This is a genomic window from Sulfitobacter sp. G21635-S1 (assembly GCF_027213915.1).
In the GTDB taxonomy this organism is placed as follows: Bacteria; Pseudomonadota; Alphaproteobacteria; order Rhodobacterales; family Rhodobacteraceae; genus Sulfitobacter.
The window spans coordinates 239,516-264,686 of sequence record NZ_JAPWGV010000001.1 but is presented as its reverse complement, the minus strand read 5'-3'; the positions used below and the strand labels follow the sequence as shown (position 1 = coordinate 264,686).

The window sequence follows — 25,171 nt, the reverse complement described above, 5'->3', positions numbered from 1 at the left end:
ATCCATGACAGATATCCCCGACATCATAATCCGCAATGGCCGGGTGATGGACCCGGACAGCGGCTTCGATCAGGTCTGCGACATCGCCATCTCGGGCGGGCAGATCACCCGGATCGGCGCGGTATCTGACAAGGGCAAGACAGAGATCGACGCAACCGGGCTGATCGTCTCTCCCGGTTTCGTGGACATTCACGCACATGGCCAGTCGGTTGCGGCGGACCGGATGCAGGCTTTTGACGGTGTTACCACAACGCTGGAACTGGAGGTCGGCGCGCTTCCCGTGGCGGGATGGTACGACAGGCAGGCGGGTATTCCGCGCGCGCTGAACTATGGCACCGCAGCGGCCTGGCTGTTCGGGCGCAAGGCGGTGATGGGTGCCATCACACTGGACGTCGGCGTGCATCCGATCGACCAGATGGGCGCCGGTGCGGAAGATATGCGCTGGTCGACTGAGGCCGCGGATGCGGATCAAACGAAAGCCATCGTCGCCCATGTGCGGCAGGCGCTGGATGAAGGTGCCATAGGCATCGGTATCCCCAACGGATATGCCCCCGGCGCGGGGGTCAAGGAAATGACCGAAATCTGCGATCTGGCTTTTGAATACGGCACACCGACCTTCACCCATATCGCCTATCTCAGCAACATCGACCCGCAAAGCTCGGTCGACAGCTATGTGCGGCTGATTGGACTGGCAGGGGCGACCGGCGCGCATATGCATATCTGCCACCTGAACTCGACTTCGCTGATGGACATCGAGCGGGTGACGGAACTGGTCGCCAAGGCGCAGGCCCAGGGCCTGCCGGTCACGACCGAGGCCTACCCCTACGGCACGGGGGCCACTGTTGTCAGCGCCGGTTTTTTCAGTGACCCGGACTTTACCCGGCGCACCGGCAGCGATTATTCCAATGTCGAGCTGATCCGGAACCACCACCGGTTCACCGGACGCGAGGATATTGAAAAAGCCCGCGAAAACGCCCCTTCCGACCTGGTGATGTGGCATTTCCTGGATGTGGAGGTGAACGATGAGCACCGCCGCCTGCTGGACCTGTCGGTGACCTATGCGGGCGGCTCGATCGCCTCGGACGCGATGCCCTGGATCAACGAGGACGGCAGCATCTATGAAGGGCTGGAATGGCCGTTGCCCGATACCCTTTCCGCGCATCCGCGTTCATCCGGCACGTTCACACGGTTTATCAGCCGCTATGTGCGGGACCGCCAGACCATGTCCCTGATGGAAGGTCTGGCAAAATGCACGATCCTGCCCACCAGGGTCATCGAAGGATGTGCAGCGCAGATGACGCGCAAGGCCCGGCTGCAGGAAGGGTGCGATGCCGATATCGTCGTTTTCAACCTCGAAACCCTGGAGGATCGGGCCGATTTCACCGCAATGAACCGCCCGTCGGTGGGTGTGTGCCATCTGTTGGTCAACGGGGTGGCTGTCATCACGGATGGCATGCTCAACCCCGATGCCGCGCCGGGCAGGCCGATCAGACGCGAGACCTCATGAGCGTACCGATCCTGGTTGTCACCGGGTTTCTCGGCGCCGGGAAGACCACTTTCATCAACACATTGTTGCAAAGCGGTCATGGCCTGCGGATCGCGGCCATTGTCAATGACTTCGGGTCTATCAACATCGACGCCACATTGATCGGCACATCGGCAGATGGGGTGATCGGGCTGAAGAATGGCTGCATCTGCTGCTCGCTCCAGGGCGACCTGCTGCGCACGCTGCGCACGGTCATGCGCCAGACACCGGTGCCGGAACTGATCGTGGTCGAAGCCAGCGGTGTGGCAGATCCCACCGGCATCATCCAGTCCCTCATGGACCCGGTGATCTGGCAGTCCGCGCGCCTGCAGTCGGTCATCGGCGTCGTCGACGCCACAGATGCACAGCATCGCATGGAAGACCCCTTGTGGCAGACGCAGGTCCGCGGCTCGGATGTGCTGCTTCTGGCCAAGGGGGATTGCACGACCACTGAAGCGTTGAGCGCATTGCGCAGCCGCCTGTCCGTCGCCTTCAGAAAGACCATCCTCGACCTTGCGGAGGCGCCCTCGATATCCGCCTTGCTTGAGCTGCAGGAGACAAACCGCAGCTTCCCCAGGACAAACCCGGTGCCGGACAATCGCTTTGCCCACGCGGAATGGATCCATGAAGGTGCCATTGATCTTGGTGCATTTCAGAAAGTGATGGGCCAGCTCGCGCCGGGGTTGTTGCGGGCAAAAGGGTTCATTCGGTTTAAGGGTCAGGCTGACATGATGCTGTTCCAGCTTTCAGGCAACCGCGCCACGCTGGCCCGCGCAGAAGAAGGGGTGGATCCCGTCTGCCGGCTTGTCCTGATCGCAGAGCGTGACAAGACCGGGTTGGACGAGGCCATCGGGCTGCTCCGCAGGCTTGAAACCTGAATTGTACTGTCAGTGGCCCGGCTTGCACCGGAAATGCCTGGCGGTTGGAACAGGAAGCGCGGTTCAGCTATCGCTCACAGCCGATGGCAATGTTGGTTGTGCGTAATATCAAACCAGTTTAGCAGAATAATTGGCTGGCCAGGCCAAATGAAGTGAATTCTACCGATGCATTGAAGCCATTATCAGGACAACAACTATTGTTCCCGCGCTAAGCTCACCGGTGGGATGTGACCGGGAAAATAGCGGATCAGATCGCTGGAGGAGGAGTCTCGATGGGAAAATCCGTTCGCATTAAGTCCTTCGAGCTGGTCGCGCAGGATATTTCCGATGTCGATGTTCACCTGTTGCATGCCCTTTCAGCCGGGGTGGGCTGGCCGCACCGTCCCGCCGACTGGGAGTTCCTGCGGCAGGTTGGCGAGGGGATCGTCGCGGTGGACGAGATTGGCCGCGTCTTTGGCAGTGCGATGTGGTTTCAGCAAAGCGAAGACTTTGCAACAATCGGGCTGGTGATCACGACGACCCGCTCGCAGGCGCAGGGGGCGGGCCGCTGGCTGATGGCGCAGGTGCTGGAGCGTTGCAAAGTCAGCAACCTGGCCCTGAATGCGACAAAGGCCGCCTATCCGCTTTATCTTTCTCTGGGCTTTGAACATGAGGCGACGGTTTTCCTGAATGCGGGCAAAGTGTCCGCTGTGCCGGAACTGGGCCCCGCACAGGGAAGTCTGGGCAATTTGCCTGTCTCCCAGATCGACGAGATCATGGATTGCGACAGCCAGGGCTTTGGCGTGAACCGTGCTCCGGTGCTGGAAAAACTGGCGGAAACGTCTTCCATCTGCGTTCTGCGCCGGGATGGAAAAGTGGTTGGTTATTCGATGCGCCGTCCCTTCGGGGGGCTTGAGGTGATTGGCCCGATTGTCGCCAGCAACGATGAAGATGCGATCCAGCTTGCCGCCTGGCATCTGAAAACGATGAAGGGGTGTCAGGTGCGGATCGACACACGCGAAGAATCCGGCCCGTTTGCCGAGTTCCTGACCCAATGTGGGCTCGCCCCGGTCGAGACGACGATCACGATGTCGAAGGGCCGCAGGTTCCTGAACCGCTCTGCGACCGCACCCTGGGTCTTTGCTCTGGCGGGCCACGCCCTGAGTTGATCGCGCGGGGCTGAGCCACGCCATCCCCTTGCCGGATTGTACTCCCCGCGGGGACCCTCACCCCGGGCTGACCCTCCCATCCAAGGCAAACTTCCGTAGTTCTGCGGCAAGTGTGAACCCTGCGGTTTTTCATGGAAGTACGAAAGAAGATGTCGCGACTGGCTGCGGAAACGGAGAATCCTGCGGCGCGCGAATGGTCATTCTGATCCCAAGGGCACCAGGGCCGTCCGGTTCGCCCGAAAGAGAAGATATGCAGATGCCAGCCAACAGAACTGCCGGAAAGAACACGCCCCATTGGTGGGAAGCCGCACCGGCCGGATCACCGGCGTTGCGACCGGGCCGGAGCCGGGCACTGCCGATCACCACAAGTTACGGAGCCTGAAGATGTCCTCAATCCCAGCAAATCCACCATCTGAGGCCGGTCAGTGCCTGGAAACCCTTGCCACCCCCTGTCTGGTTCTTGACCGTGACCGTATGGACCGCAATGTGACGCGGTTGCGGGGACGGCTGGCGCAGCTTGGGCCCGAGCTGCGCCCGCATCTGAAAACCTGCAAATCGCCCGAGGCCGCGCGGCGGGTGATGACCACGGCAGCAGGTCCGGCGACGGTATCGACGTTGAAAGAGGCCGAGGAATTTGCCGCCGCCGGTGTCACCGACATCACCTATGCCGTGGGCATCACCCCTGACAAGCTGGACCGCGTGCTGGCGCTGCGCGGGGCAGGGGTGGATCTGGCGGTAACCCTGGACACGGTGGTTCAGGCGCAGGCCGTGGCCGAGGCTTCGCGCAGGGCGGGTGCTGCGATTCCGGCGCTGATCGAGATTGACTGTGACGGCCATCGCTCCGGCGTGCTGCCGCATGACCGCGAGAGGTTGCTGGCCATTGCGGGGGCGCTGACAGAGGCGGGCGCCCTGCGCGGGGTGCTGACCCATGCCGGTGACAGCTATGGCGCGCGCGGCGACGCGGCGCTGCGCGCCTGTGCCGAGGGCGAGCGGGCCAGCGCGGTCGCGGCGGCCACCATTCTGCGCGAGGCCGGCTATGAATGTCCGGTGGTCAGCGTCGGGTCGACCCCGACGGCGCATTTTGCCGAGAATCTTGACGGTGTGACCGAAGTGCGGGCCGGTGTCTTTGTCTTCTTCGATCTGGTGATGGCCGGGATCGGCGTCTGTGCGGTGGACGACATCGCGGTTTCGGTGCTGGCCACGGTGATCGGACATCAGCAGGAAAAGGGCTGGATCCTGGTCGATGCCGGCTGGATGGCGATGTCGCGCGACCGGGGCACGTCGAAACAGGTGCTTGATCAGGGCTATGGGCTGGTCTGCGACATTGATGGTGCGCCGCTGGCGGATCTGATCATGGTGGATGCCAATCAGGAACATGGCATTCTTGCCCTGCGGCCAGGATCAGGCGCCGTGCTGCCCGATCTGCCGATCGGCACCCGCCTGCGGATCCTGCCCAATCACGCCTGCGCCACCGGCGCGCAGCATGACCGCTATCATGTGCTGCGCAGTGACAGCCGCGATGTCGAAGCGGTCTGGCCGCGGTTCGGAGGCTGGTGATGCGCGCGGCAGAGATCACCCCGGTTTCGACCAAGGATGCCCCCGCTGCTGCGGGTCACTACGTGCAGGCGCTGCGGCATGGCGGGCTGGTCTATGTCTCGGGGCAGCTGCCCGTCGCCCCGGATGGCAGCCACCACCCGCAGGCGGATTTCGAGACCCAGGCGCGGCAGGCCATCGCCAACCTGCTGGCTGTCACCAGGGCCGCCGGGGCCTCGGCCGAGACCCTGCTGAAGGTGACGGTTTATCTTGTGGACGTCGCCAACTGGCCACGTTTCAACGCGATCTATGCGCAGATGCTAGGCGATCTGCGCCCGGCCCGTTCTGTCGTGCCGGTGCCCGAGCTGCACTACGGCTATCTCGTTGAAATCGACGCCATCGCCGCCTGCCATGCGTGAGGAGAAGACATGGATCTGAAGACATTGCCCGTAACCCTGCGCCCGATGACCGCAGCGCAGCCTGATCTGGAAAGTGCGCTGAACCTGTCGCAAGCGGTCGGCTGGGCCTATCGCCTGGAGGACTGGCGCATCGCGCAGACCCTGGGGCAGGGGGTTCTGGCCGAAGAAAACGGCGCGGTCATCGGCTCTGCCCTGTGCTGGCCCTATGGGGATGGTTTTGCCACCTGTGGCAGCATCATCGTGTCACCCGCCATGCAGGGGCGCGGGCTGGGGCGGGTCTTGCTGACCCGTTTGCTGGAACTTACCGGCAGGCGCGCCGTGATGCTGAATTCCACGACCGAGGGGATGCGGCTGTATCAGAGTTTCGGTTTTGAGGCACAGGGAACGGTTCATCAGCATCTGGCACCGGCCAGCCTGAACGTGGCACCGGATGCGGCAGATCCGCAGGTGCGTGCCGCCCGCGCCGAGGACATGCAGGCGATCCTGCAGATGGACCGGCGCGCCTTTGGGGCCGACCGCCAGCGGATGATCGCGGAATTCTTCCAGACCGGTTCCGTCATGGTGATCGCGGGTGACGCGGGGCCGCAGGCCTATGCCATCTGCCGCCCCTTCGGGCTTGGCCAGGTGATCGGGCCGGTGGTGGCAGGCGGGGCGGCGGACGCCAAGGCGCTGATCCGGTATTTCCTGCGGTCCAGGGCCGGTCAGGTCCGGCGCATCGACATCGGCGGCGACAGCGGGCTGGGCGCCTGGCTGACGGAGCTGGGCCTGCCCGAAGTGGATCAGGTCACTACCATGATGCGGGGCAAGCGCCCTGCAATTCCCGGGCCGGAGCGGCTGTTCGCTCTGGCCAGTCAATCCTTTGGTTGAGGCAAAGAAATGAAACTTGTTTCTTACTGGCACGACACCGCCCCCAGGTTCCAGGGTTGCGAAACGGGGCCTGTGGAAGGCGATTATGACGTGGCCGTGGTCGGCGGCGGCTTTACCGGGTTGTCCGCTGCCATTGCCCTGGCGCGCAAGGGCGCAAGCGTGGTCCTGCTGGAGGCCGACCGGCTTGGCGGCTGCGCCTCGGGGCGGAATGGCGGGATGTGCAACAATGGCTTTGCCCAGGATTATGCCGGTATGGTCGGCAAGCTGGGGGCCGAAACCAGCCTGCGGCTTTACCAGAGCTTCAACACCGCCGTGGATACGGTTGAAACCCTGATCCGCGCGGAGAACATCGATTGCGACTTTCAGCGCGTCGGCAAGCTGAAGATGGCGGCCAAGCCTGCCCATTATGACAAGCTGGCCCGTTCGCATGAGCTGATGGTGCAGGGGGCAGACCCCGATGCGCGGCTGGTCTCGCGCGCGGAGCTGGGCACGGAAGTGGGTACGGACCGCTATTTCGGGGGGCTGATCTTTCCGCATGCGGCACAGATGCATATGGGCAAATATGTCCATGGGCTGGCCACTGCTGCGGCCCGCCATGGCGCGCATCTGCATGAGAGCAGCCCGGTCACCGGCATCAGGCGGCTGAACGGTCAGGCGCATCGGTTGACCACGCCACGCGGTTCGGTCAATGCCAGACAGGTGTTGCTGGCCACGGGCACCTCGGCTGTCGGGCCGCTGTCGTGGTTCCGCCGCCGCATCGTGCCGGTGGGGGCGTTCCTGATTGTCACCGAGCCCCTGTCCAGAGAGCAGCTTGACGCTCTGGTGCCGGGCCGCCGCAATGCCACGGACACCCGCAACTTTGTCAGCTATTTCCGCGTCACCCCCGACAACCGCCTGCTGTTCGGGGGGCGCGCCCGGTTTGCCGGGTCCAACGCCAGGTCGGATGTCAAAAGCGGCGCCATCCTGCGGCGCTCCATGGTCGAGATCTTCCCGGACCTTGCCGATACCAGGATCGATTATTGCTGGGGCGGGATGGTCGATATGACCGCCGACCGGCTGCCGCGTGCGGGTGAACGCGAGGGGCTGTTCTATTCGATGGGCTATTCCGGGCACGGGACGCAGATGGCGACCTACATGGGTCAGATCATGGCAGAGGTGATGGACGGCAATACGACTGCCAATCCCTGGGGCGATTTCGACTGGCCCGCGATCCCGGGGCATTTTGGCCCGACATGGTTCCTGCCCTTCGTGGGGGCCTATTACAAATTGCAGGATTACCTGCACTGATGATGAAAGAGGTGAGCCCGATGGATATGACCAAAACCAGGCAATTCTACATTGACGGCGCATGGGTCGATGCATCGTCCGATGCCGGTATCGCCTTTGCCGATCCCGCGACGGAGCAGCAGACAGGCAGTATTGCGGCAGGCACCGCTGCGGATGTGGACCGCGCCGTCATCGCCGCGCGCCGGGCGTTCGACAGTTTTTCGCAGACCACGGTGGCAGAGCGCCGCGCCCTGCTGGGGCGCATACAGGCGCAGCTGGAAGCGCGGGCCGAAGACCTTGCGCAGGCGATGACCCGGGAAATGGGCGCGGCCATCAGCTTTTCCCGCAGCACCCAGGTGCCCTTCGGGATTGCCCATATCCGTGCCGCCATCGAAGTGCTGGGCGATTACGACTTTCTTGTCCGGCAGGGCACAACCGCAATTCTGCGCGAGCCGATCGGCGTTTGCGGGTTGATCACCCCGTGGAACTGGCCGTTGTATCAGATCACCGCCAAGGTCGGGCCCGCCATCGCCGCCGGTTGCACGGTGGTTCTGAAACCCAGTGAGCTGTCACCGCTGAGTGCGATCCTTTTTGCGCAGGTCATGCATGATGCGGGCACGCCTGCGGGTGTGTTCAACATGGTGACCGGCACCGGGCCGGAGGTGGGTGCCGCCATCGCCTCGCATCCGGGTGTGGATATGGTTTCGATCACCGGCTCGGTGCGCGCCGGGGTGCAGGTGGCGCAGGCAGCTGCCGTGACGGTCAAGCGGGTGGTGCAGGAGCTGGGGGGCAAATCGCCCAATATCCTCTTGCCTGATGCCGATTTTACCCGCGTCGTGCCGCTTGGTATCGCTTCGGGCATGCGCAATGTGGGCCAGTCCTGCAGTGCGCCGACACGGATGATCGTGCCGACCGAACGCCTGGAGGAGGTCGAGGCGCTGGCGCGGGAACATGCCGCCACCCTGGTTGTCGGCGACCCGAAGGATCCGGAGACAACCATGGGACCGGTGGCCAACCGGGCGCAATATGACCGCGTGCAGCAGATGATCCGCGTCGGGATTGAGGAAGGCGCGCGGCTGATCTGCGGCGGGCCGGGCCGGCCCGAAGGGATCACCCAGGGGTTTTATGCGCGGCCGACGGTCTTTTCGGGTGTGCAGAGCGCCATGCGCATCGCGCAGGAAGAGATCTTTGGCCCGGTGCTGTGCATCCTGCCCTATGAGAGCGAGGAGGAGGCCGTGGCCATCGCCAATGACACGGTCTTTGGTCTGGGCGGCCACGTGCAATCTGCCGATCTGGAACGCGCGCGGCGCGTCGCGCGCCAGATCCGCTCCGGTCAGGTCCATATCAACCATCCGGCCTGGGATGCCCATGCGGCCTTTGGCGGCTACAAGCAATCGGGCAATGGCCGCGAATACGGTGTCTTTGGCATGGAGGAATGTCTGGAGACCAAGGCCATCCTGGGGTTCTTCCCGGGCTGATCGCGGCTGCTTTGCCTGCCAGTGAGCACACCATTGACAGGTTAGGACAAGCGACCTAATGATAATGCCTAGGACGTTTGACCTAGGCATTATCCGGGGCGCAGGCATGACAGCGGAACCAACAGCGACGCGGGAGAAAATCGTAACGGCGGCGGACAGGCTGTTTTACGAACGGGGGTTCGAAGCCACGTCTTTTGCGGATGTCGCGGAACTGGTCGGCATTTCGCGCGGTAATTTCTATTATCACTTCAAAACCAAGGATCAGATTCTGGATGCGGTGATCGAACGCCGTATCAGGGACCGGCACGAGATGCTTTGCGGTTGGGTCGATGACGGCCAGCCGCCCCGGGACTGTATTGCGAATTTCATTGGCATCCTGCTGAAGAACAACAGGAAAATCCGGTCCTTCGGCTGCCCTGTCGGCACATTGTTTTCGGAACTGGCCAAGCTTGACCATCCCGGGGAAACCGGTGCGCGCGGCCTGTTCGACCTGTTCCGCGTGTGGCTGCGCCACCGCTTTCAGGACATGGGCTGCGGAAAAGAGGCCGATGCGCTTGCCCTGCATATTCTGGCCCGCAGCCAGGGTGTGGCGACCCTGGCCAATGCCTATCCGGACGAGGATTTCCTGGAGAGGGAAGTCGCGCAGATGCTGGCGTGGCTTGATGCCGTCGCTGATCAGCACAACAACCACCACTGATACGAGGACAGATCATGTATATCGTCACGCTTTTCCTCACGGCACAGAAATCAAAGGCATCGGAGTTCATGGCGGCCCATAATGCCTGGATCGCCCGTGGTTTTGATGAGGGTGCCTTTCTTCTTGTGGGCAGCCTGAAACCCCAGGGGGGCGGCGCCATTCTTGCCGCAGGCAGTGATCGGGCGGCGCTGGAACAACGCATCGCGGATGACCCCTTTGTACAGGAAGGTATCGCCATCCCCGAGATTCAGGAAGTCGCCCCGGCACGTACCGACGAGCGGTTGTCGTTCCTGACCGCGGCGTCATGACCGGATAAACCGGTGCAGCCGTGCTGCGCCGATGCAGATGGTGTGACGGGTCAGAGATCCAGGATCACGGTATTGACGGCGCGCGACAGGCGGTCGACCATCTCGTCAAGTTCGGCTTCGGTAGCGATGAAGGGCGGGGCCAGCAGCACATGGTCGCCGTGGCGTCCATCGCGGGTGCCGGGCATCGGGTAGCAGATCAGCCCCTCGGCAAAGGCGGCTTTCTTTACCTTGCCCGCAATGCCCAGTGCCGGGTCGAGCGGTGCTTTCGTGCCGCGGTCGGCGACGAATTCGATCCCCCGGAAAAGCCCGCGACCGCGGATGTCCCCGACATGGGCGTGCTGGCCGAAGCGCTGTTCCAGCGCCGCCTGCAGGTGTCGCCCCCGCGTGCGGACCTGCGCGGGCAGGTCCCTTTCCAGCAGTTCGGAGACAACGGCGAGCCCGGCGGCGGCCGCGACCGGGTGGCCGATATAGGTGTGCCCGTGCTGGAAGAACCCGGTGCCCGCCGCGATGGTGTCGTAAATCCGGGCAGAGCAGAGCATGGCCCCGATGGGCTGGTACCCCGCGCCAAGACCCTTGGCGATGCACAGGATGTCGGGCGCGATGCCGTCACCGTCGCAGGCAAAGAGGTGGCCCGTCCGGCCCATGCCGCACATCACCTCGTCGAGGATCAGCAACACGCCGTAGCGGTCGCAGATCTCGCGCAGGCGCTTGAAGTATCCCGGCACGGCGGGCACGGCGCCCAGCGTTGCGCCGACCACCGGTTCGGCGATGAAGGCCATGACGCTGTCCTCGCCCAGGCGCAGGATCTCGGCCTCAAGCTCATTGGCGACGCGCTGGCCGTAAGCCTCCGGAGTCTCGTCTTCCAAGCGGTCGGCGTATTCGTAGCAGGGGGCGATATGGCTCATCTCGACCAGCAGAGGGCCGAATTGCTGGCGGCGCCAGGCGTTGCCGCCCGCCGAAAGCGCGCCGATGGTGTTGCCGTGATAGCTTTGGCGGCGGGCGATCAGATGGCGGCGCTGCGGTTCGCCGTTTTCGACATGGTACTGGCGGGCCAGTTTGATGGCGCTTTCCACGGCCTCGGAACCGCCGGAGACGAAATAGACCCGGTCGAGGTCACCCGGCGCATTGGCAATCAGCAGATCGGCAAGTTTCTCGGCGGGGTCCGAGGTGAAAAAGCCGGTATGGGCAAAGGCCAGCTGGTCGACCTGCGCCTTGATCGCTTCGCGCACCCGCGCGTTGGAATGGCCGAGGCAGGAGACCGCGGCGCCGCCGGAGCCGTCGAAGTAACGCTTGCCGTCGGTGTCGATCAGATAGCAGCCCTCACCGCCGATGGCGGTCGGCAGCGTGGCGTGGCAATGGCGGGGGAAGACGTGGCTCCGGGTCATGACAGATGGTTCTCCAATAAGGAACGCAGCGCCGCGACGGAGGCGGCGTTGTCAGGGTGGGGGTGGTTGCAGTGATCGGTCAGGCTGTTTTCGAACCCCACGCGCAGCGCGCCGCCTGCGCGGGCTGCGGCCAGCAGGCAGGCATGTTCCTGGCTGCCAAAGGCGCAGACCATCCATCCCGCAGCCTTTGGCATGGCGTCACGGAAAGGTTGCAGATCGTCGGGGGAAGACGCCTGGCCCGGCGTGTAGCGGCCCAGCACGAAGATCACTTCGGTTTGATCCGGCTGCACTATGCCCTCGGCCTGCCAGCGGTTCAGCAGCGCGATGTCGTCGGTGTCATAGAGGATGTGTTGAACCTCGGTCCCCAGGTCGGCGCAGGTGCCATAGACCTGTGCCGCCAGCGCCGGGTCGCGGGCGATTTCGCGCACCGAGATCGAGGCCCAGCCAGGTTTCACCGCCTTCAGGCAGGCAAGCTGGTCGGCCACGTCAAAGATACCGCCCGCCTCTGTCGTGATCTGAAGCCGCAGGGCAGGCGCCCGAGCCGCGATTTCGGCCAGCGCCTCGCGGTAGCGTCCGGCGTCGAGCGAATGTCGCCCGTCGTCGTCCCGCACATGCAGGTGCAGGGCATCGGCCCCGGCGGTGGCACAGGCCAGGGCAGTGGCGGCGATCTGGTCGGTGGTGACGGGCAGGGCGGGGTGATCCGCCCTGCTGCGCCGGGCCCCGTTCGGGGCGACCATGATGAAGGTGCGTGTCATGGCTCAGACCCTCCTGCGGTTGCTGTCGGGTCATGGGCGCGGTTCATTCCCGCGCTGCCGCCCTTGACGACAACGGAAGCGTGCGGGGGGAGCGTGTCGGCCATCTGTTCCTGCCTTGTCTTGCGGCGGTTCGGGGTTGCTGTGTCTGTCTTCACCCTTGCGGCGAAAACGAATTCCGTCAATATCATCACAAAATAACGTATGTTATGTCCGGAGGAGCCGTTTTACATGGATCCCACGTTGCGCAGCCGCATCCTCGCAACCCTCAAGGACCAGATCCCGGATCTGCCGAAAGGGCTGCGCACCGTGGCCAAATATGTCGTCGATCACCCGTCCGACTTCGGGCTGGATCCGATCAGGCAGACGGCGAAGAAGGCGGGCGTGAGCACATATACCCTTGTCCGGCTTGCCGAACGTCTCGGCTTTGGCGGCTACGACGAGATGCGCGAACCCTTCCGTCAGGCGCTGGTTTCGGCGGGGGGTGTGATGGAAAAGCCCGCGTGGATCGACCGGCTGCGCGAAGCGGATGAGGTGGGGCGCATCCAGGCGGAGGCCGCGCTCAACAGCATGAGCATCGTGCAGCGCACGCTTGAGCAGCAGGACGCCGCGCAGATGGAGCGGGTGGTGGACATGCTGATGGCGGCGCCGACGGTCTACCTTACGGCGGTGCGGGCGACCTATGCGCTGGCCTATTACCTGCACTACGTCGGCCGGATGGCGCTGCCCTCGCTGCAACTGATCCCGCGACATATGAACAGCCCGGTGGACGAGCTGCACGACGCGCAGCCGGGGGACGTCATGATCGCCCTGACCTTTACCCCCTATTCCCGCGAGACCATCGAGGCCTGCAAGCTGGCGCGACGCAAGGGTGTGAAACTTATCATGATTTCAGACAGCGAGATCGTCGCACCGGACTTCAGTGCCGACGAAACCATGATCGCCTCTGTCCTGTCGCCGCATTACTTCAGCTGTTACGCTGGCGCCATGGCTCTTGTCGAGGCGCTCATCACCCAGCTGGTGGCGGCCAGAGGCGATGCGGCGCGACAGCGAATCGCTTCTTACGAGGCCATCCACGCAGAGAGCCATGCCTATTGGTCAGCGCAGAAAAAACGTTAGTTTTTGGTGTTTGGGGGCAGAAAGGGCCGTTCCGAAGGCCGGTTCTTCAAGGACCGCCCGAAACAGGCATCGGACAGGCGTGACTCGGGACACCATCGGGCAATATCTGCGTGTCGGGCCCCGGTTACCGACGCATCAGCGTAGAACCGGCGTATCCCAGAGATTGAGCTTCACGCCGATCCCCTTCTCGATCGCATTGCGATAAAGGACCGTCCCCCATGCCACGTCCTCGACCGGCATGCCGCCGACGGAAAGCATGATGATCTCTTCATCGTTTCTGCGCCCGGGTGCGATGCCTGCGACGATGTCGCTCAGATCCTCCAGATCGTCCATTGTCAGACGTCCTTCGTCGACAAGGTCCATGAAACGCATCCCGACTACGGGGATCGAATTGTGGGTCGGTTTGGGCACCTCATCAAACCAGGCCTCGTACAGGCCGGTATAATCCAGCACCTTGCGCACCTCCGGCCCTTCGACGCCCTTGTCGAAATTCCCCAGTGCGGGCATGGCCAGAAACGTGCCGGGGCTGATCCAGTCCCGTTCAACATGCGGATAGGCCGACGGATCGCCTGTCGCGCCGGAAGAACAATAGGCCACGACATCGGAGCCCCGCACCAGTTCTTCATTGGTTTCAACTTCGCGGATCGTCGTGACCTGGGGATAGGTCTCCCTGACCCATTCGAGGAAGTTTTCCAGGTTCTTGCGGCCGCGCCCTTTCACCTTCACCGTGTCGATCCCGGGGCAGGCCGCAATGAAGGCACTGAGAGAGGTCTTGCCCATGACGCCAGGACCGAGAATGCCTGCCACCCGTGAATCTTGCCGTGCGAGATGGCGCGCGCCGACGCCCGGAATGGCGCCTGTCCGGTAGGCCGAAAGCAGGTTAGCCGACATCAGCGCGAGGGGCGCGCCGGTGTCGGTGTCTGTCAGGATGAACATCAGGATTGACCGCGGCAGGCCACGTTCGCGGTTTTCGATGTTCGAGCCGTACCATTTCACGCCGACGGTGCCGAAGTTGCCGCCCAGATAGGCGGGCATGGCCATGAACCGCCGGTCCACCGTGGGCTTTGGCATGTTCGGAAATGGCGAGTTTTCGGGAAAGAGGATCAGCGATCCGTGCGAGCTGTTGTTCGTGCCTGCCATGCGGTAATCGCCCCTGGACAGGAGTGCGAACATCTCTTCCATTGCATCCACGCAGGCGGGCATATCGGTCACACCCGCGCGGACCATGTCCGGTTCGGACAGGTAGATGAAATCTATCTTGGTGGAAACACTCATGGCTTCTTCCTCCTGGTCTTTCGTGCCGTTCACCCGCCTGCAGGGCAGGCCGCGGGCCGTTGCCCGGGCAGCAAGACGCGATGGTCTTAATACCCGGCCACCTGCGGAGCCGCGGCAAAATGTGACTGATTGTTACCGGGTCGCGGGACAGCCGGGAACGGCACTTGCGGCCAGTTTCTTGACAGTTCCGGCCAGGTGGCCTGAGCGTGCGTGCCAAAGCTGTTGGCGCCCCCTCGACGGTAAACAATCCCTTGACGGTATTTTATTTCATACATAAAACTATGCATATACATAGAGCGGGGTAGGGCATCGTCGTGCCATCCATAAGCTGTGAAGTACGCATCGTTTCGAGTGAGATCGAAAAGGTGACACGGATCGAAGTGGCCCCTTCGACCCAGATGGTATGGACCGCTTTATGACTGTCAGCGCGGCGACTGCGGCACAGGCCGATGCGATGTGATTGAATGCAATCCGGAACAGCGAGATGTCATCCTGAGCGACATCCAAAAGACCGCCAACAAGGTTGTAAGAAACGGAGAGAAAAATGAAGATTTGGTATCAGAGCTATGTTGATTACGAAAACGGTGCCACCTATTGGGAGCACCTGCGCGAGAACCTGAACGCGGCCATGTCTCCGGGGACAACCGTGGATATTCACGGTATCACACCTTACGACAGCTATGCCCATCCGCTGGTAGAGTTCCGCTGCGCCCGCGAGATGATTGCCAATGTGATCCGGGCAGAACGCGAAGGTTACGATGCCGTTGTGGTCGGGCATTTTCAGGATGCGGGATTGTACGAAGCGCGCAGCGTTGTCGACATCCCCGTGATCGGCCTGGGCGAGGCGACGATGCTCTGGTGTTGCCAGCTGGGGCAACGCCTTGGCATCGTGACGATCAACCCGCGGTTCATCCCCTGGTTCCACCAGCAGATCGGCAAATACGGCCTGCGTGACCGGGTTGCGGGCGTTCATTCCCTGAAGTTTGAGCCGGGTCAGATCCTTGGGGCCTATGGCGACGCGGACAAGGCGCTTGAGGTCAAGGATCTCTTCGACAAACAGGCGGCGCCCCTGGTGGAACAGGGCATCGACGTGGTGATCCCGGGTGGCGGCATTCCGATGGTCCTTTTCGCGCAGTTCCAGAACCACAATGTCGGCGGTGCGCCGGTCATCAATGGCATCCCCATAGCGATCAAGATGGCGGAGATGGCTGTCAGTCTGAAGCAATTGACGGGCCAATCCGTCAGCCGCACCGGAGATTACGTGAAGGCTCCGCCGGAAGTGATCGAGGAATTCCTGACGCATCCGAAAGGTCTGTAAGGCACCGTAAAGTTGTCAGGCGTTGGCCCAAGCGGAGGGTCGGAAGGAGAACGCCTGTACCCCGGCGCATACGGCGTGTTCCGGGCCTGGGTGCCAGTGATCGACGGCAGCAAAGTCCCGCATCGCCGCTCCACAGCCCGGCGATGCGCTTCGTTGCGCAAGAGCGGTTTGAATGGGAAGTTCACGGCTTCCGACACCAGAAACCGAGATGTGGGGTCGAACAGGTTGAGCGCCTGTTCGATCTGGGTCATGCCCGGTCGCACATAGGTCGGCAGGGCCTGCCCGGCGGGCGTCAGGCTCACGCCTTCGCGGCTGCGCTTGAACAGCCGGTTTCCGACCAATTAGTCCAACCCGCGAATGATCCGCGATACGTTTGGGTGCGCGGTATGAAGCGCTTCGGCGGCCTTTGTAACCGACTTGCAATCCGCGACCTGCGGAAAAATTCCAATTGGCGCATCTTGATCGGGCGACGGCTCACGGGCGTTTCCGCCGTGAAGAGGTTCGATGTCGCATATTCATCTCGAAGCGCGCCCTGGTCTGGGTCTGGCTTGCAAGGCGGTTCAAAGCAGATCAGCTCTTGGTCGAAGTCTAGTGAAGCCCTGCCATCGCAGAGCACCGGATTCTGGCCCGGAGACCGCGCGCAGGGGCGGTGGGCGCCCCTTTTCCCGTGTTGTCACCGGTGAAATGCCTTTGATGCCGGGCAGGAATTTCCAAAATACATAATAAAAACAATAATATGTCTCTACAAGTATGCGAAACATCATTTTTGTATGCAATTTCGCTTTACAGAATGCAGAAACAGAATCTAGCGTAGAGAGGACAGGAGAACCCATGCCCCATACGCTTCGACAACAACTCGCCGACCTCGTTCTTCTTGGGGAGCTGAAACCCGGAGACCGCCTTGATGAACACAAGCTTGCCGAGCGTTTCGGCGTGTCACGCACACCCATCCGCGAGGCGATCCGACAGCTTGGCGCCTCCGGCCTGATCGAAATCCGGCCCCGCCGGTCGGCGGTCGTGCGCAGCTTTGACCGGACCGAGCTGAGCGAGGCTTTCGAGGCCATGGGAGAGATCGAGGCGCTTTGTGCCGCCCGCGCCGCCGTGCGGTTCAACGAATCCGAACGGTTGCGCCTGCGTGCCCTGATCGCCACGTCCGAGGATATCACCGCGCGCAAGGATCGCTCCGCTGCGCTGGAGATGGATTTCGAATTTCACGGATTGCTGCATGACGGCGCGCGCAACTGGATGCTCAAGACCGTGGCGGAAGAGACCCGGCTGAAGATCACCCCTTACAGCGCCGCGCTGTTCACCATGGAAAGCTATGATGCCGATCTGGGGCGTCCGCATAATCAACACGCCGAAATCGCCGAGGCGGTGCTGGTCGGTGATGGGGATCGCGCCGGGGCGCTGATGCGCGAACATATCGCCCAGGCCCTGATCGCCCTCCAGCAATTCTTTGAAGAGACGGCGGCGCAGCCGGATGCGCCCAAGGCAAAAGGCAGAACCTGATGAGCCATGCATATCTCGGCCCCGGCCGCGCACAGATGTTCGCCACCGGCGCGATGTGCGCCACGTCGCACCCCTTCGGCGCCCGCGCGGCAATCGAGGTTCTGGGGCAGGGCGGCAATGCGGTGGATGCGGCGGTGGCCGGGGCGGTGGTTCTGGGGTTTTGCGAACCTGCGATGACCGGGCTGGGTGGCGATGTCTTTGCGTTGATCCATGATGCCAGGACCGGTGAAAGCCGCGGCCTGAACGGGTCTGGCCGCGCGCCTGCGGCGCTGGACGCGGCGGATCTGCGGGCGCAGGGGATGCGGGCCATCGGGCTCGATTCGGTTCATTCCGTCACCGTGCCCGGGGCCGTCGATGCCTTTGGGCGGTTGATCGCGGAAGAGGGTCGGCTGGACCTGGCCACGGTGCTGGCCCCGGCGATCCGCTATGCCGAAACCGGGGTGCCGGTGCATCGCCGCACCGCCATCGACGCCGACCATTTCAGCCACCGGCTTCAGGGGGCGGGGCGGCAGCATTTCCTGAACCACGGCAAACCCTACCGCGAGGGCGACATCTTTGTGGCACCCGGCCAGGCCGAAGCACTCCGTCTGATCGCAAAGGACGGTGTGGGCGCATTCTATGAAGGCCCGATCATGGAGGACATTCTTTCGAGCCTGCGCGCAGCGGGCGGTGTCCACACGGCCGAAGATTTTGCCAAGACCCGCGCCGATGCGGTGACCCCGATCCGGCGCGCCTATCGCGGCCATGATCTGGTTGAATTGCCGCCGAACGGGCAGGGGGCCACCGCCCTTCTGATCGCGGCATTGCTTGAAAAGTTCGATATCGGCGCACTTGACCCCAATGGGGCAGAGCGGGTTCACCTGGAAGCCGAGGCCACGCGCCTGGCTTACGGTGCCCGCAACCTTTTTGTCGGCGATCCGGGCAAAGCGACGCTGTCTCTCGACGGCATGTTGTCCGAGGCGGCAATCGATGCGCTGGCCGCCGAGATCGACCCGAAACGGGCCGGCACCCTGATCCGGCCGCGAACAGAGGCTTTGCACAAGGATACGGTCTATATCACCGTGGTGGATGGCGACGGGCTTTGCGTGTCGCTGATCTATTCGATCTTCTGGCCCTATGGCTCCGGTTTCGCGTCGGAACGTTTCGGGATCGGGCTGCAGAACCGGGGCGCGGGCTTCACGCTGGAAGAGGGCCATGTGAACGAGCTGCGCGGCGGCAAGCGTCCGCTGCACACGCTGATCCCCGGTCTGCTGGAAAAACCCGGCGAATATGCCATGCCCTTCGGGGTGATGGGCGGGGCCTATCAGGCGACGGGCCACGGCCATTTTGTCTCCAACCTTGTCGATTATGGCATGGACATCCAGGCCGCCATCGACGCGCCGCGCAGTTTCCTCGACATCACCTCCGGCATGCTTGATCTGGAACAGGGCTTTGACGACAGTGTTGCGGCCCGCCTTGCAGAGATGGGGTACAAGGTGCAACGCCCGCCGGTCGGCATGGGCGGGGCGCAGGCGATCCGCCGCGATGTGGCCGGTGGCCTTCTGACCGGCGGCAGCGACCCGCGCAAAGACGGCATGGCCCTGGGGGTGTAGGATGAACGGTCCGACGCCTTTCAAATCCCGGACCCGACCCCGTTTCAGTTTTGCGGGCGCGCTGCGCGGTCTGGCGGCTGTCGCCGTGATCTCGCTGCTGATGTTGCAGATCGTCGTCGTGGCCCTGCGCTATGTCTTCTCGATCGGCGCGCCATGGGCCACCGATCTGCTGACCTACCTCTTTTTCTTCATCGTTTCGCTGCCGCTCGCCGGGGTGCTGCTGCGCAATGAAAGCGTGCGCGTGGACGTGATGAACCAGCGCTTCCCGCCCGCCCTGCGCGACTGGATAGACCGCATCGCCCTTCTGGGGCTGCTGTTCCCGGCAATGGCCTGGGCGGCGTGGAAATCGGTGCCGATGGTACAGACCTCCTGGCGGGTTCTGGAAAGCTCTCCGACCCTGGGCGGCCTGCCGGGCTTTTTCATCCTCAAGACGATCACGGCGCTGCTTTTTGTCACGCTTGCCGTTGTCGCCCTGATCCTCGGGCTCCGGCCCCGCCTCTACCGGCGCAATCCGAGTGAAGAAAGCGATGCGACATGAGCGGTGCCCTGCTTGTCCTTCTCGGGGTCACGCTTTTATGCGGTATCCTCTCCGGTGCGCCGGTGTCCTTTGTGCTGATCGGGGTGCCGACGGTGGTCGCCTTCCTCGGCGCGGGGCTGGGCGTGTTCGATCTGGGCTTTCTCGCCGCCTTCCCGTCGCGGGCCTTTGGCATCCTGACCAACGACGTGTTTCTGTCGGTGCCGCTCTTTGTCCTGATGGGCGGGCTTCTGGAGCGGTCGAGCATCGCCAAGCGGATGATGCTGACGGCGGGCGCGCTTTTCGGGAACCGCGAAGGCGGCATGGCCTATGCGGTGGTCATCGTCGGGGCGCTTCTGGCGGCGTCCACCGGGGTGATCGGGGCGACGATCTTCATGCTGGGCATGATCGCGATGCCGGCGATGCTTGAGGCGGGCTATTCGAAATCCCTGGCGTCGGGGGTCATCTGTGCGGCCGGGTCGCTGGGTCAGATCATCCCGCCCTCCATCCTGCTGATCCTGCTGACCGATCAGATCTCGGCGGCCTATCAGGCCGGGCGGCGCTCAGCCGGGGAATGGGCGGTCGAACCTGTCTCCGTCGGGGATCTCTTTGCCGGGGCGTTCCTTCCCGGCATCCTGCTGGTGGTCCTCTATATCCTCTACATTCTGTTCACTTCGATCCGGACCCCGGCCAACTGCCCGCCGGTGGTGACACGTGATGCCGCGGGCAACCGGACCCGGCCGGACCTGCGCGAGGTCACCTATTCCCTGCTCATGCCTTTGCTGCTGATCGTGATCGTGCTCGGTTCGATCCTTGGTGGCGTGGCCACAGCGACCGAAAGCGCGGCGCTTGGCGCGGCGGGGGCGCTGGTGATGACAGCGATGAACCGCGACGGCGTGCCGCTCTGGCGCATGCTGTTGTTGATGGCGGTACTGCCCGCCGCCTTTGCGCTGGTTGCCGTCAAACTGTCCGGCGGTGCGCAGGCCTCGCCGCTGGCGGGGGGCATCGGGCTGGTGGCGCTGGTCGTGATGTGCCTTGGCACCCTCAGTGCCCTGCTGCAGGAATTGCGGCGCGGTGGCATGTGGGACGCCGCTGTCGACACCGCCAGTATGGTCGCCATGCTGACGCTGATCGTGCTGGGGGCGACGATGCTGTCGCTGGTCTTCCGTGGCCTGCACGGCGAGCAAATGGTCGAGAGTTTCCTGCACGGCCTGCCGGGCGGAGAGCTGACGGCGGTGCTGGTCGTGATGGCGATCATCTTCGTGCTCGGCTTTGTCATCGAATATGTCGAGATCATCTTTATCGTCGTGCCGATCGCCGGGCCGCCGCTGATGGCGGCGGGTGTCGATCCGGTCTGGTTCGCCATCCTGATCAGCATGAACCTTCAAATCAGCTTCCTCACGCCTCCCTTCGGCTATGCGCTGTTCTACTTCCGCCGCGTCGCACCCGAGAGCGTGAAGACCCTGGACATCTACAAGGGGATCCTGCCGTTCATCCTCTTGCAGATCGTCGCGCTGGCCATCGTCTTCCTGGTCCCGGACCTGGCGACCTGGCTCCCCGACACGATCTACAAATGAGCGGCCCAACCAACAGGGATGATAAAGAAATGAAAAGAAGAGCCTTCATCACCGCCGCATCCGTCGCCTCGGTGACCCTCGCGGCCCCCCGGATCGCCAGCGCCCAGGCGCAGCATAACTGGAAACTCGTCACCTCCGTGCCGCGCGGCCTGCCCGGGCCCGGCGTCTCGGCCCTTCGCTGGGCGGAGCGTGTCACCGCGATCACCGAGGGCGCGATCAACGTGCAGGTGTTCGGCGCCGGCGAGCTGGTGGCGCCCTTTGCCACCCAGGAAGCCGTCGAAAGCGGGACCGCCGAGGTCTACCACGGCTCCGGCACCTGGTTTTCCGGCCGGGACATCGCGCATGCCTTCTTCACGGCCGCCCCTTACGGGCTGACCTTCGATGAGATGCATGCCTGGATGTATTACGGCGGCGGCCAGGAGCTGCTGGACGAATTCACCAATCCGCGGAACCTCAAAGTGTTCATCGGTGGCGGCTCCGGCCTGCAGACCGCCGGCTGGTTCAAGAAACCGATCACCTCGCTCGACGACCTGCAGGGGCTGAACTTCCGCGCTGCCGGCCTTTATGGCGAGGTGCTGCGCAAGCTCGGCGTCAATCCGACCTCGATTCCACCGGGCGACATCTTTGCCGCGCTTCAATCCGGCGCGCTGGACGGCGCCGAATGGGTCGGTCCGTCGAACGACCTGGCCTTCGGCCTGCAGAACGTCGCAAAGTACATGTATGCGCCCTCGCCGGTTGAGATTTACGGCGGCATCGAGTTCGGCATCGGCATGGACGCCTGGAATGCGCTGACCGACGGCCAGCGCGTCATGGTCGAAGCGGTGACCGAGGCCGAGGCCAACCGGTCCTCCGCCGATACGCTGCATGCGCATTTGCAGGCCTATGAAAAGCTGAGCGCCATGCCGGACCTGACCATCGACACATTCCCCGATGAGGTCTGGACCGCGATCCAGGACGCCTCCCGCGAGGTGATCGAAGAGGTGAAGGAGACGAGCGATTTCCACCGCCGTTTCGTCGACGCCTACTATGCCTATGTCGGTCAGGCGACGCAGTACAAGCGCTTCTATGACACGGGCTTCCTGCAGGCACGGCAGAACTTCATCCTTTGAAGTTCCCGGCGATCTTCCCGCCGCTGATCGGGTTCCTGATGGTGCCCATGGGATCGGCGGCGGGTTGTTCAGGGTGATCCGGTTTTGAACAGGCGCCAGGCCACCCCAACCGTCACAAAGAGATACCCTATGACCCGCGAAACCCCCATCTATACTGGTCCCGAGCTCTGCGCGCTCAGCGCGGTCGAAGCGGTCGATCTTCTGCGCCGGGGCGACGTGTCGGTCCTTGAGCTGATCGACGCGGCCCAGACCCGGCATGCCCAGACGGATCCGGCGATCAACGCCATGCCGACACCCTGTTTCGACCGGGCGCGGGCGGCGGCGGGGGCGCTTCAAACACCCGGTGAAGACCGGGGCGCTTTGTATGGCCTGCCTGTCGGGATCAAGGATCTGACTGCGGTGGCCGGGGTGCGGACCACTTTCGGCACGCCGGGTCTGGCCGATTACGTGCCCGAAGCCTCCGACCCGCTGGTTGACCTGATCGAGACCCGGGGCGGCGTGGTGCTGGGCAAGACGAACACGCCTGAATTCGGGGCCGGGGCCAATACGTTCAATGCCATCTTCGGTGCCACGCGGAACCCCTGGGACACCCGCCTGAACCCCGCCGGGTCCTCGGGCGGGGCGGCGGCACAACTGGCTGTCGGGCAGGCATGGCTCAGCCAGGGTTCGGATCATGGCGGCAGTCTGCGAACCCCCGCGGCCTATTGCGGTGTGGTGGGCCTGCGGCCCAGTCCCGGGCTTGTCGCGGGCGGACCGGCCCAGGCGGGTTATATCACCGAAGGCGTGCAGGGGCCGATGGCGCGCTCCGTCGCAGATTGCGCGCTCTTCCTCGACACGATGACCGGGTTCGATGCGCGCTACCCGCTGTCCTACGCCCGCGCGTCCGCGCCCTATCTTGCGGCGACAGACCGGGCCGAGGTCACCAAATTGCGCATCGGCTACCTGCCGGACCTGTCCGGTGAAAGCGCGGTCGACACCGACATGCGCAGCCATATCGACGCGGCGATGCAGAAGATGGCGCGGGCGGGCGCTTCGGTCGAGGAGGTTGCGCCGGATCTGTCAGGTATGCGGCGGGCCTATTACATACAGCGCGGCCTGCTCTGGGCCAGTCTGATGCGCGACATCGACCCGGCGATCCGCAGCGGGTTCAAGCAGACGCTGGAGGACAACCTGCAGTTCGGCCTGAACCTGCAGATGGATGAAATCATCGACTCGCAACTCATCCGCTCCCGCCTCTACGACGAGACCCAGACGGTCTTTGCACAGGTCGACGTGCTCGCGGCGCCGGTCGTCGGCTGCATGCCCCATCCGGTCGAAGAGGAATGGGTGCGCCGGGTCGGTGGCCGGGACCTGGATTTCTACATGGACTGGCTGGATTGCGGCTTTCTCGCGACAGCTGTCGGCCTGCCCGCCATGTCGGTGCCGGTCGGGCTCAATGCGCAGGGCGTGCCGGTCGGGCTGCAATTGATCGGCAAGCCGAGGGGCGAGGCGGACCTGCTGGCGGCCGCCCGCTGCGTCGAACTTGTTTTCGGCGGGCCGATGCCGGTTTTTGACCCCAGGGTGACCCACGTCTGATAGGAAGCGCAACGGCGGGTGGTCGATCGCCACGATGTCCGCAAGCTGGCCGCATCTGAAGAATCCGTTTCACGCCATTTCGCCGGTGTTCCACCCCGATGAATACCCTCCGCGCCTCACCCTTTCGGCGGCGCATGAGGTGGCGCTTTGCCTCTATTTGATGGAGGAGGCGATCACCAAGGGTCTCAACGGCGGCGTTGCGGCGATCATGGTCGAGCCGATCATGGGCAACGGTGGCCATATCGTTCATGCGAAAGCCTATCACAAGGGGCTGTTGGTGTCCTGCGAGCTGGTCCGTGACCGGCAGGCCAAAACCTCATCCCCCAGGGCCGCGGCAGAGGTAAGCCGGCGCGGGCCGGTGCGCCGCGCATTCAAAGGGTCGCGTTACGGTCCGAGACCCATTTCCAAAGGGCATTTGCGACCGGACCCGGAGAAGACTCCCGGCGGCGCATGGCAAAGATTTCAGAACGCCGCGGAGAGAAACCATCGACCGCTATTGGACGTAATGAGCCATCTGCGATTTCCTGACGGATCAGGTGATCCGGCATGCCGCCCCAGCCGAGCCCGGAGAGGATGACCTGTTTCTTGGCGGCAAAGTCCGAAACCGTCCATCGGCGGGCACCGGGCAGAAGGTCGCGGCTCTGGCTGTCGTCGGGTCCCGCGGTGCCCGAGACAACGATCTGCGGGATCGCCTGCAACACCGACAAAGGCAGCGTGCCAGGCCCGAGCCGTTCGGCCAGCGCGCGGCAGGCCACGGGCCGGATATGGACCACGGCCAAGGGGCGTGTCTCGACCTCCTCCAGCGGCACACCGTCCAGGGTCGCTATCGCGACATCGGCCCGGCCTTCCATCAGGCGCGCAATCGGACCGCCCATCATTTCCGTGGACAGCCGCAGATGCGTCGCCGGGAAACTTTTGCCGAGGTCGGCCAGCACCGGCAAAAGCAGGTCCAGCGGCAAGGTTGCGCTGACGGCGAGGCGCAACTCCGGCTCCTCATGTGCGCGGAGCCGGGCCGCGGTCGCATTCAGTTCCCGCATCTCGGTCAGGACGCGAATGGCTTCGCGGTAGAACACCCGCCCCTCGGCAGTCAGGGTCGGGCGATAGGTGTCGCGCGACAGAAGCTTCAGCTCCAGTTCGTCTTCAAGCTGGCGTATCGTGTGGCTGATGGCGCTTTGGGATTTGTTCAGCCGTTCTGCGGCCCCGCGAAAGGTGCCGGTGGCGACGACGGCGTCCAGGGCGAGCAGTTGATGATGTTTCATGATGATTAGGTATATTGATTATTTATGTGAAAACTCGATATTATCTATAAATCATCATGCGCGCTAGA

The 25,171-nt window shown here is 63.5% G+C and carries 23 protein-coding genes and 1 pseudogene; 19 read left to right on the top strand and 5 right to left on the bottom strand.

The genetic code is table 11. The annotated features are described in order from the left end of the window. The first annotated feature begins 4 nt into the window (after positions 1–4). From O4H53_RS01265 to O4H53_RS01220, 10 genes are all read left to right on the top strand, one after another. Positions 5–1,507, top strand: a complete 1,503-nt coding sequence (locus O4H53_RS01265; RefSeq protein ID WP_269360731.1) for an amidohydrolase family protein — start codon at positions 5–7, stop codon at positions 1,505–1,507. Then, positions 1,504–2,403: a CobW family GTP-binding protein gene (locus tag O4H53_RS01260; RefSeq protein WP_269360729.1), complete on the top strand. Its 900-nt coding sequence runs from the start codon at positions 1,504–1,506 to the stop codon at positions 2,401–2,403. Before O4H53_RS01265 ends, O4H53_RS01260 begins: the two co-directional genes overlap by 4 nt. Positions 2,404–2,675: 272 nt before the next feature. Continuing rightward, positions 2,676–3,551 (top strand): GNAT family N-acetyltransferase, encoded by an 876-nt coding sequence (locus O4H53_RS01255; protein WP_269360727.1) that lies wholly within the window; start codon positions 2,676–2,678, stop codon positions 3,549–3,551. 384 nt (positions 3,552–3,935) lie between these two features. Then, complete coding sequence (locus tag O4H53_RS01250; RefSeq protein WP_269360726.1) at positions 3,936–5,108, top strand: DSD1 family PLP-dependent enzyme; 1,173 nt, start codon at positions 3,936–3,938, stop codon at positions 5,106–5,108. Then, complete coding sequence (locus O4H53_RS01245) at positions 5,108–5,503, top strand: RidA family protein (protein ID WP_269360724.1); 396 nt, start codon at positions 5,108–5,110, stop codon at positions 5,501–5,503. Before O4H53_RS01250 ends, O4H53_RS01245 begins: the two co-directional genes overlap by 1 nt. 9 nt (positions 5,504–5,512) lie before the next feature. Continuing rightward, positions 5,513–6,370: a GNAT family N-acetyltransferase gene (locus tag O4H53_RS01240; RefSeq protein WP_269360722.1), complete on the top strand. Its 858-nt coding sequence runs from the start codon at positions 5,513–5,515 to the stop codon at positions 6,368–6,370. 9 nt (positions 6,371–6,379) lie between these two features. Further along, complete coding sequence (locus O4H53_RS01235) at positions 6,380–7,657, top strand: NAD(P)/FAD-dependent oxidoreductase (protein ID WP_269360720.1); 1,278 nt, start codon at positions 6,380–6,382, stop codon at positions 7,655–7,657. Between the two features lie 2 nt (positions 7,658–7,659). Next, a complete protein-coding gene (locus tag O4H53_RS01230; RefSeq protein ID WP_269360718.1) occupies positions 7,660–9,114 on the top strand; it encodes an aldehyde dehydrogenase family protein in 1,455 nt (484 codons plus the stop codon). A gap of 106 nt (positions 9,115–9,220) precedes the next feature. Next, entirely contained in the window at positions 9,221–9,811 is a 591-nt protein-coding gene (locus O4H53_RS01225; RefSeq protein ID WP_269360717.1) for a TetR/AcrR family transcriptional regulator, read from the top strand. A gap of 14 nt (positions 9,812–9,825) precedes the next feature. After that, positions 9,826–10,119 carry a YciI family protein gene (locus tag O4H53_RS01220; RefSeq protein ID WP_269360715.1) on the top strand — a complete coding sequence of 98 codons (294 nt, stop codon included), beginning with the start codon at positions 9,826–9,828 and terminating at the stop codon, positions 10,117–10,119. A gap of 50 nt (positions 10,120–10,169) precedes the next feature. Here O4H53_RS01220 and O4H53_RS01215 read toward each other — a convergent pair whose 3' ends face one another. Together O4H53_RS01215 and O4H53_RS01210 are read right to left on the bottom strand one after the other, a co-directional pair. Further along, positions 10,170–11,504 carry an aspartate aminotransferase family protein gene (locus O4H53_RS01215; protein WP_269360713.1) on the bottom strand — a complete coding sequence of 445 codons (1,335 nt, stop codon included), beginning with the start codon at positions 11,502–11,504 and terminating at the stop codon, positions 10,170–10,172. After that, positions 11,501–12,259 (bottom strand): 3-keto-5-aminohexanoate cleavage protein, encoded by a 759-nt coding sequence (locus tag O4H53_RS01210; RefSeq protein WP_269360712.1) that lies wholly within the window; start codon positions 12,257–12,259, stop codon positions 11,501–11,503. The genes O4H53_RS01215 and O4H53_RS01210 overlap by 4 nt, the downstream gene beginning before the upstream one ends. A 228-nt stretch (positions 12,260–12,487) precedes the next feature. On the opposite strand from O4H53_RS01210, the gene O4H53_RS01205 reads away from it, so the two are divergent. Further along, a complete protein-coding gene (locus O4H53_RS01205) occupies positions 12,488–13,375 on the top strand; it encodes a MurR/RpiR family transcriptional regulator (protein ID WP_269360710.1) in 888 nt (295 codons plus the stop codon). 135 nt (positions 13,376–13,510) lie between these two features. On the opposite strand, the gene O4H53_RS01200 is transcribed toward O4H53_RS01205, so the two are convergent. After that, complete coding sequence (locus tag O4H53_RS01200; RefSeq protein ID WP_269360708.1) at positions 13,511–14,650, bottom strand: tyramine oxidase subunit B; 1,140 nt, start codon at positions 14,648–14,650, stop codon at positions 13,511–13,513. Positions 14,651–15,194: 544 nt separating this feature from the next. Between O4H53_RS01200 and O4H53_RS01195 the strand changes: the two genes are divergently transcribed. Further along, on the top strand, positions 15,195–15,968 hold the full coding sequence (locus O4H53_RS01195; protein WP_269360707.1) for an aspartate/glutamate racemase family protein: 774 nt from the start codon (positions 15,195–15,197) through the stop codon (positions 15,966–15,968). Positions 15,969–16,309: 341 nt separating this feature from the next. On the opposite strand, the gene O4H53_RS27160 is transcribed toward O4H53_RS01195, so the two are convergent. Continuing rightward, positions 16,310–16,411 (bottom strand): helix-turn-helix domain-containing protein, encoded by a 102-nt coding sequence (locus tag O4H53_RS27160; protein WP_443069505.1) that lies wholly within the window; start codon positions 16,409–16,411, stop codon positions 16,310–16,312. 388 nt (positions 16,412–16,799) lie between these two features. Here O4H53_RS27160 and O4H53_RS01190 point away from each other — a divergent pair, with 388 nt between their 5' ends. The 7 genes and pseudogenes from O4H53_RS01190 to O4H53_RS27155 all read left to right on the top strand — a co-directional run. Beyond that, on the top strand, positions 16,800–17,477 hold the full coding sequence (locus O4H53_RS01190; RefSeq protein ID WP_269360705.1) for a GntR family transcriptional regulator: 678 nt from the start codon (positions 16,800–16,802) through the stop codon (positions 17,475–17,477). Further along, positions 17,477–19,069, top strand: a complete 1,593-nt coding sequence (locus O4H53_RS01185; protein ID WP_269360702.1) for a gamma-glutamyltransferase family protein — start codon at positions 17,477–17,479, stop codon at positions 19,067–19,069. The genes O4H53_RS01190 and O4H53_RS01185 overlap by 1 nt, the downstream gene beginning before the upstream one ends. 1 nt (position 19,070) lies before the next feature. Next, on the top strand, positions 19,071–19,607 hold the full coding sequence (locus tag O4H53_RS01180; protein ID WP_269360700.1) for a TRAP transporter small permease subunit: 537 nt from the start codon (positions 19,071–19,073) through the stop codon (positions 19,605–19,607). Beyond that, complete coding sequence (locus tag O4H53_RS01175) at positions 19,604–21,160, top strand: TRAP transporter large permease (protein ID WP_269360698.1); 1,557 nt, start codon at positions 19,604–19,606, stop codon at positions 21,158–21,160. The genes O4H53_RS01180 and O4H53_RS01175 overlap by 4 nt, the downstream gene beginning before the upstream one ends. A 29-nt stretch (positions 21,161–21,189) precedes the next feature. Continuing rightward, the gene (locus O4H53_RS01170) at positions 21,190–22,269 is read left to right on the top strand and encodes a TRAP transporter substrate-binding protein (RefSeq protein ID WP_269360697.1); all 1,080 of its coding nucleotides are present in this window, start codon (positions 21,190–21,192) and stop codon (positions 22,267–22,269) included. A gap of 129 nt (positions 22,270–22,398) precedes the next feature. After that, on the top strand, positions 22,399–23,844 hold the full coding sequence (locus O4H53_RS01165; RefSeq protein WP_269360696.1) for an amidase: 1,446 nt from the start codon (positions 22,399–22,401) through the stop codon (positions 23,842–23,844). A gap of 25 nt (positions 23,845–23,869) precedes the next feature. Next, positions 23,870–24,118, top strand: a pseudogene (locus O4H53_RS27155) (aminotransferase class III-fold pyridoxal phosphate-dependent enzyme); the annotation flags it as partial. 97 nt (positions 24,119–24,215) lie between these two features. Here the strand turns inward: O4H53_RS27155 and O4H53_RS01160 are convergent. Then, a complete protein-coding gene (locus O4H53_RS01160; RefSeq protein WP_269360694.1) occupies positions 24,216–25,103 on the bottom strand; it encodes a LysR family transcriptional regulator in 888 nt (295 codons plus the stop codon). Positions 25,104–25,171 lie beyond the last annotated feature (68 nt).

Coding starts and splice junctions, on each gene's coding strand:
- O4H53_RS01265 (WP_269360731.1), top strand. CDS start 5: ATGACAGATATCCCCGACATCATAATCCGCAATGGCCGGGTGATGGAC.
- O4H53_RS01260 (WP_269360729.1), top strand. CDS start 1,504: ATGAGCGTACCGATCCTGGTTGTCACCGGGTTTCTCGGCGCCGGGAAG.
- O4H53_RS01255 (WP_269360727.1), top strand. CDS start 2,676: ATGGGAAAATCCGTTCGCATTAAGTCCTTCGAGCTGGTCGCGCAGGAT.
- O4H53_RS01250 (WP_269360726.1), top strand. CDS start 3,936: ATGTCCTCAATCCCAGCAAATCCACCATCTGAGGCCGGTCAGTGCCTG.
- O4H53_RS01245 (WP_269360724.1), top strand. CDS start 5,108: ATGCGCGCGGCAGAGATCACCCCGGTTTCGACCAAGGATGCCCCCGCT.
- O4H53_RS01240 (WP_269360722.1), top strand. CDS start 5,513: ATGGATCTGAAGACATTGCCCGTAACCCTGCGCCCGATGACCGCAGCG.
- O4H53_RS01235 (WP_269360720.1), top strand. CDS start 6,380: ATGAAACTTGTTTCTTACTGGCACGACACCGCCCCCAGGTTCCAGGGT.
- O4H53_RS01230 (WP_269360718.1), top strand. CDS start 7,660: ATGAAAGAGGTGAGCCCGATGGATATGACCAAAACCAGGCAATTCTAC.
- O4H53_RS01225 (WP_269360717.1), top strand. CDS start 9,221: ATGACAGCGGAACCAACAGCGACGCGGGAGAAAATCGTAACGGCGGCG.
- O4H53_RS01220 (WP_269360715.1), top strand. CDS start 9,826: ATGTATATCGTCACGCTTTTCCTCACGGCACAGAAATCAAAGGCATCG.
- O4H53_RS01215 (WP_269360713.1), bottom strand. CDS start 11,504: ATGACCCGGAGCCACGTCTTCCCCCGCCATTGCCACGCCACGCTGCCG.
- O4H53_RS01210 (WP_269360712.1), bottom strand. CDS start 12,259: ATGACACGCACCTTCATCATGGTCGCCCCGAACGGGGCCCGGCGCAGC.
- O4H53_RS01205 (WP_269360710.1), top strand. CDS start 12,488: ATGGATCCCACGTTGCGCAGCCGCATCCTCGCAACCCTCAAGGACCAG.
- O4H53_RS01200 (WP_269360708.1), bottom strand. CDS start 14,650: ATGAGTGTTTCCACCAAGATAGATTTCATCTACCTGTCCGAACCGGAC.
- O4H53_RS01195 (WP_269360707.1), top strand. CDS start 15,195: ATGAAGATTTGGTATCAGAGCTATGTTGATTACGAAAACGGTGCCACC.
- O4H53_RS01190 (WP_269360705.1), top strand. CDS start 16,800: ATGCCCCATACGCTTCGACAACAACTCGCCGACCTCGTTCTTCTTGGG.
- O4H53_RS01185 (WP_269360702.1), top strand. CDS start 17,477: ATGAGCCATGCATATCTCGGCCCCGGCCGCGCACAGATGTTCGCCACC.
- O4H53_RS01180 (WP_269360700.1), top strand. CDS start 19,071: ATGAACGGTCCGACGCCTTTCAAATCCCGGACCCGACCCCGTTTCAGT.
- O4H53_RS01175 (WP_269360698.1), top strand. CDS start 19,604: ATGAGCGGTGCCCTGCTTGTCCTTCTCGGGGTCACGCTTTTATGCGGT.
- O4H53_RS01170 (WP_269360697.1), top strand. CDS start 21,190: ATGAAAAGAAGAGCCTTCATCACCGCCGCATCCGTCGCCTCGGTGACC.
- O4H53_RS01165 (WP_269360696.1), top strand. CDS start 22,399: ATGACCCGCGAAACCCCCATCTATACTGGTCCCGAGCTCTGCGCGCTC.
- O4H53_RS01160 (WP_269360694.1), bottom strand. CDS start 25,103: ATGAAACATCATCAACTGCTCGCCCTGGACGCCGTCGTCGCCACCGGC.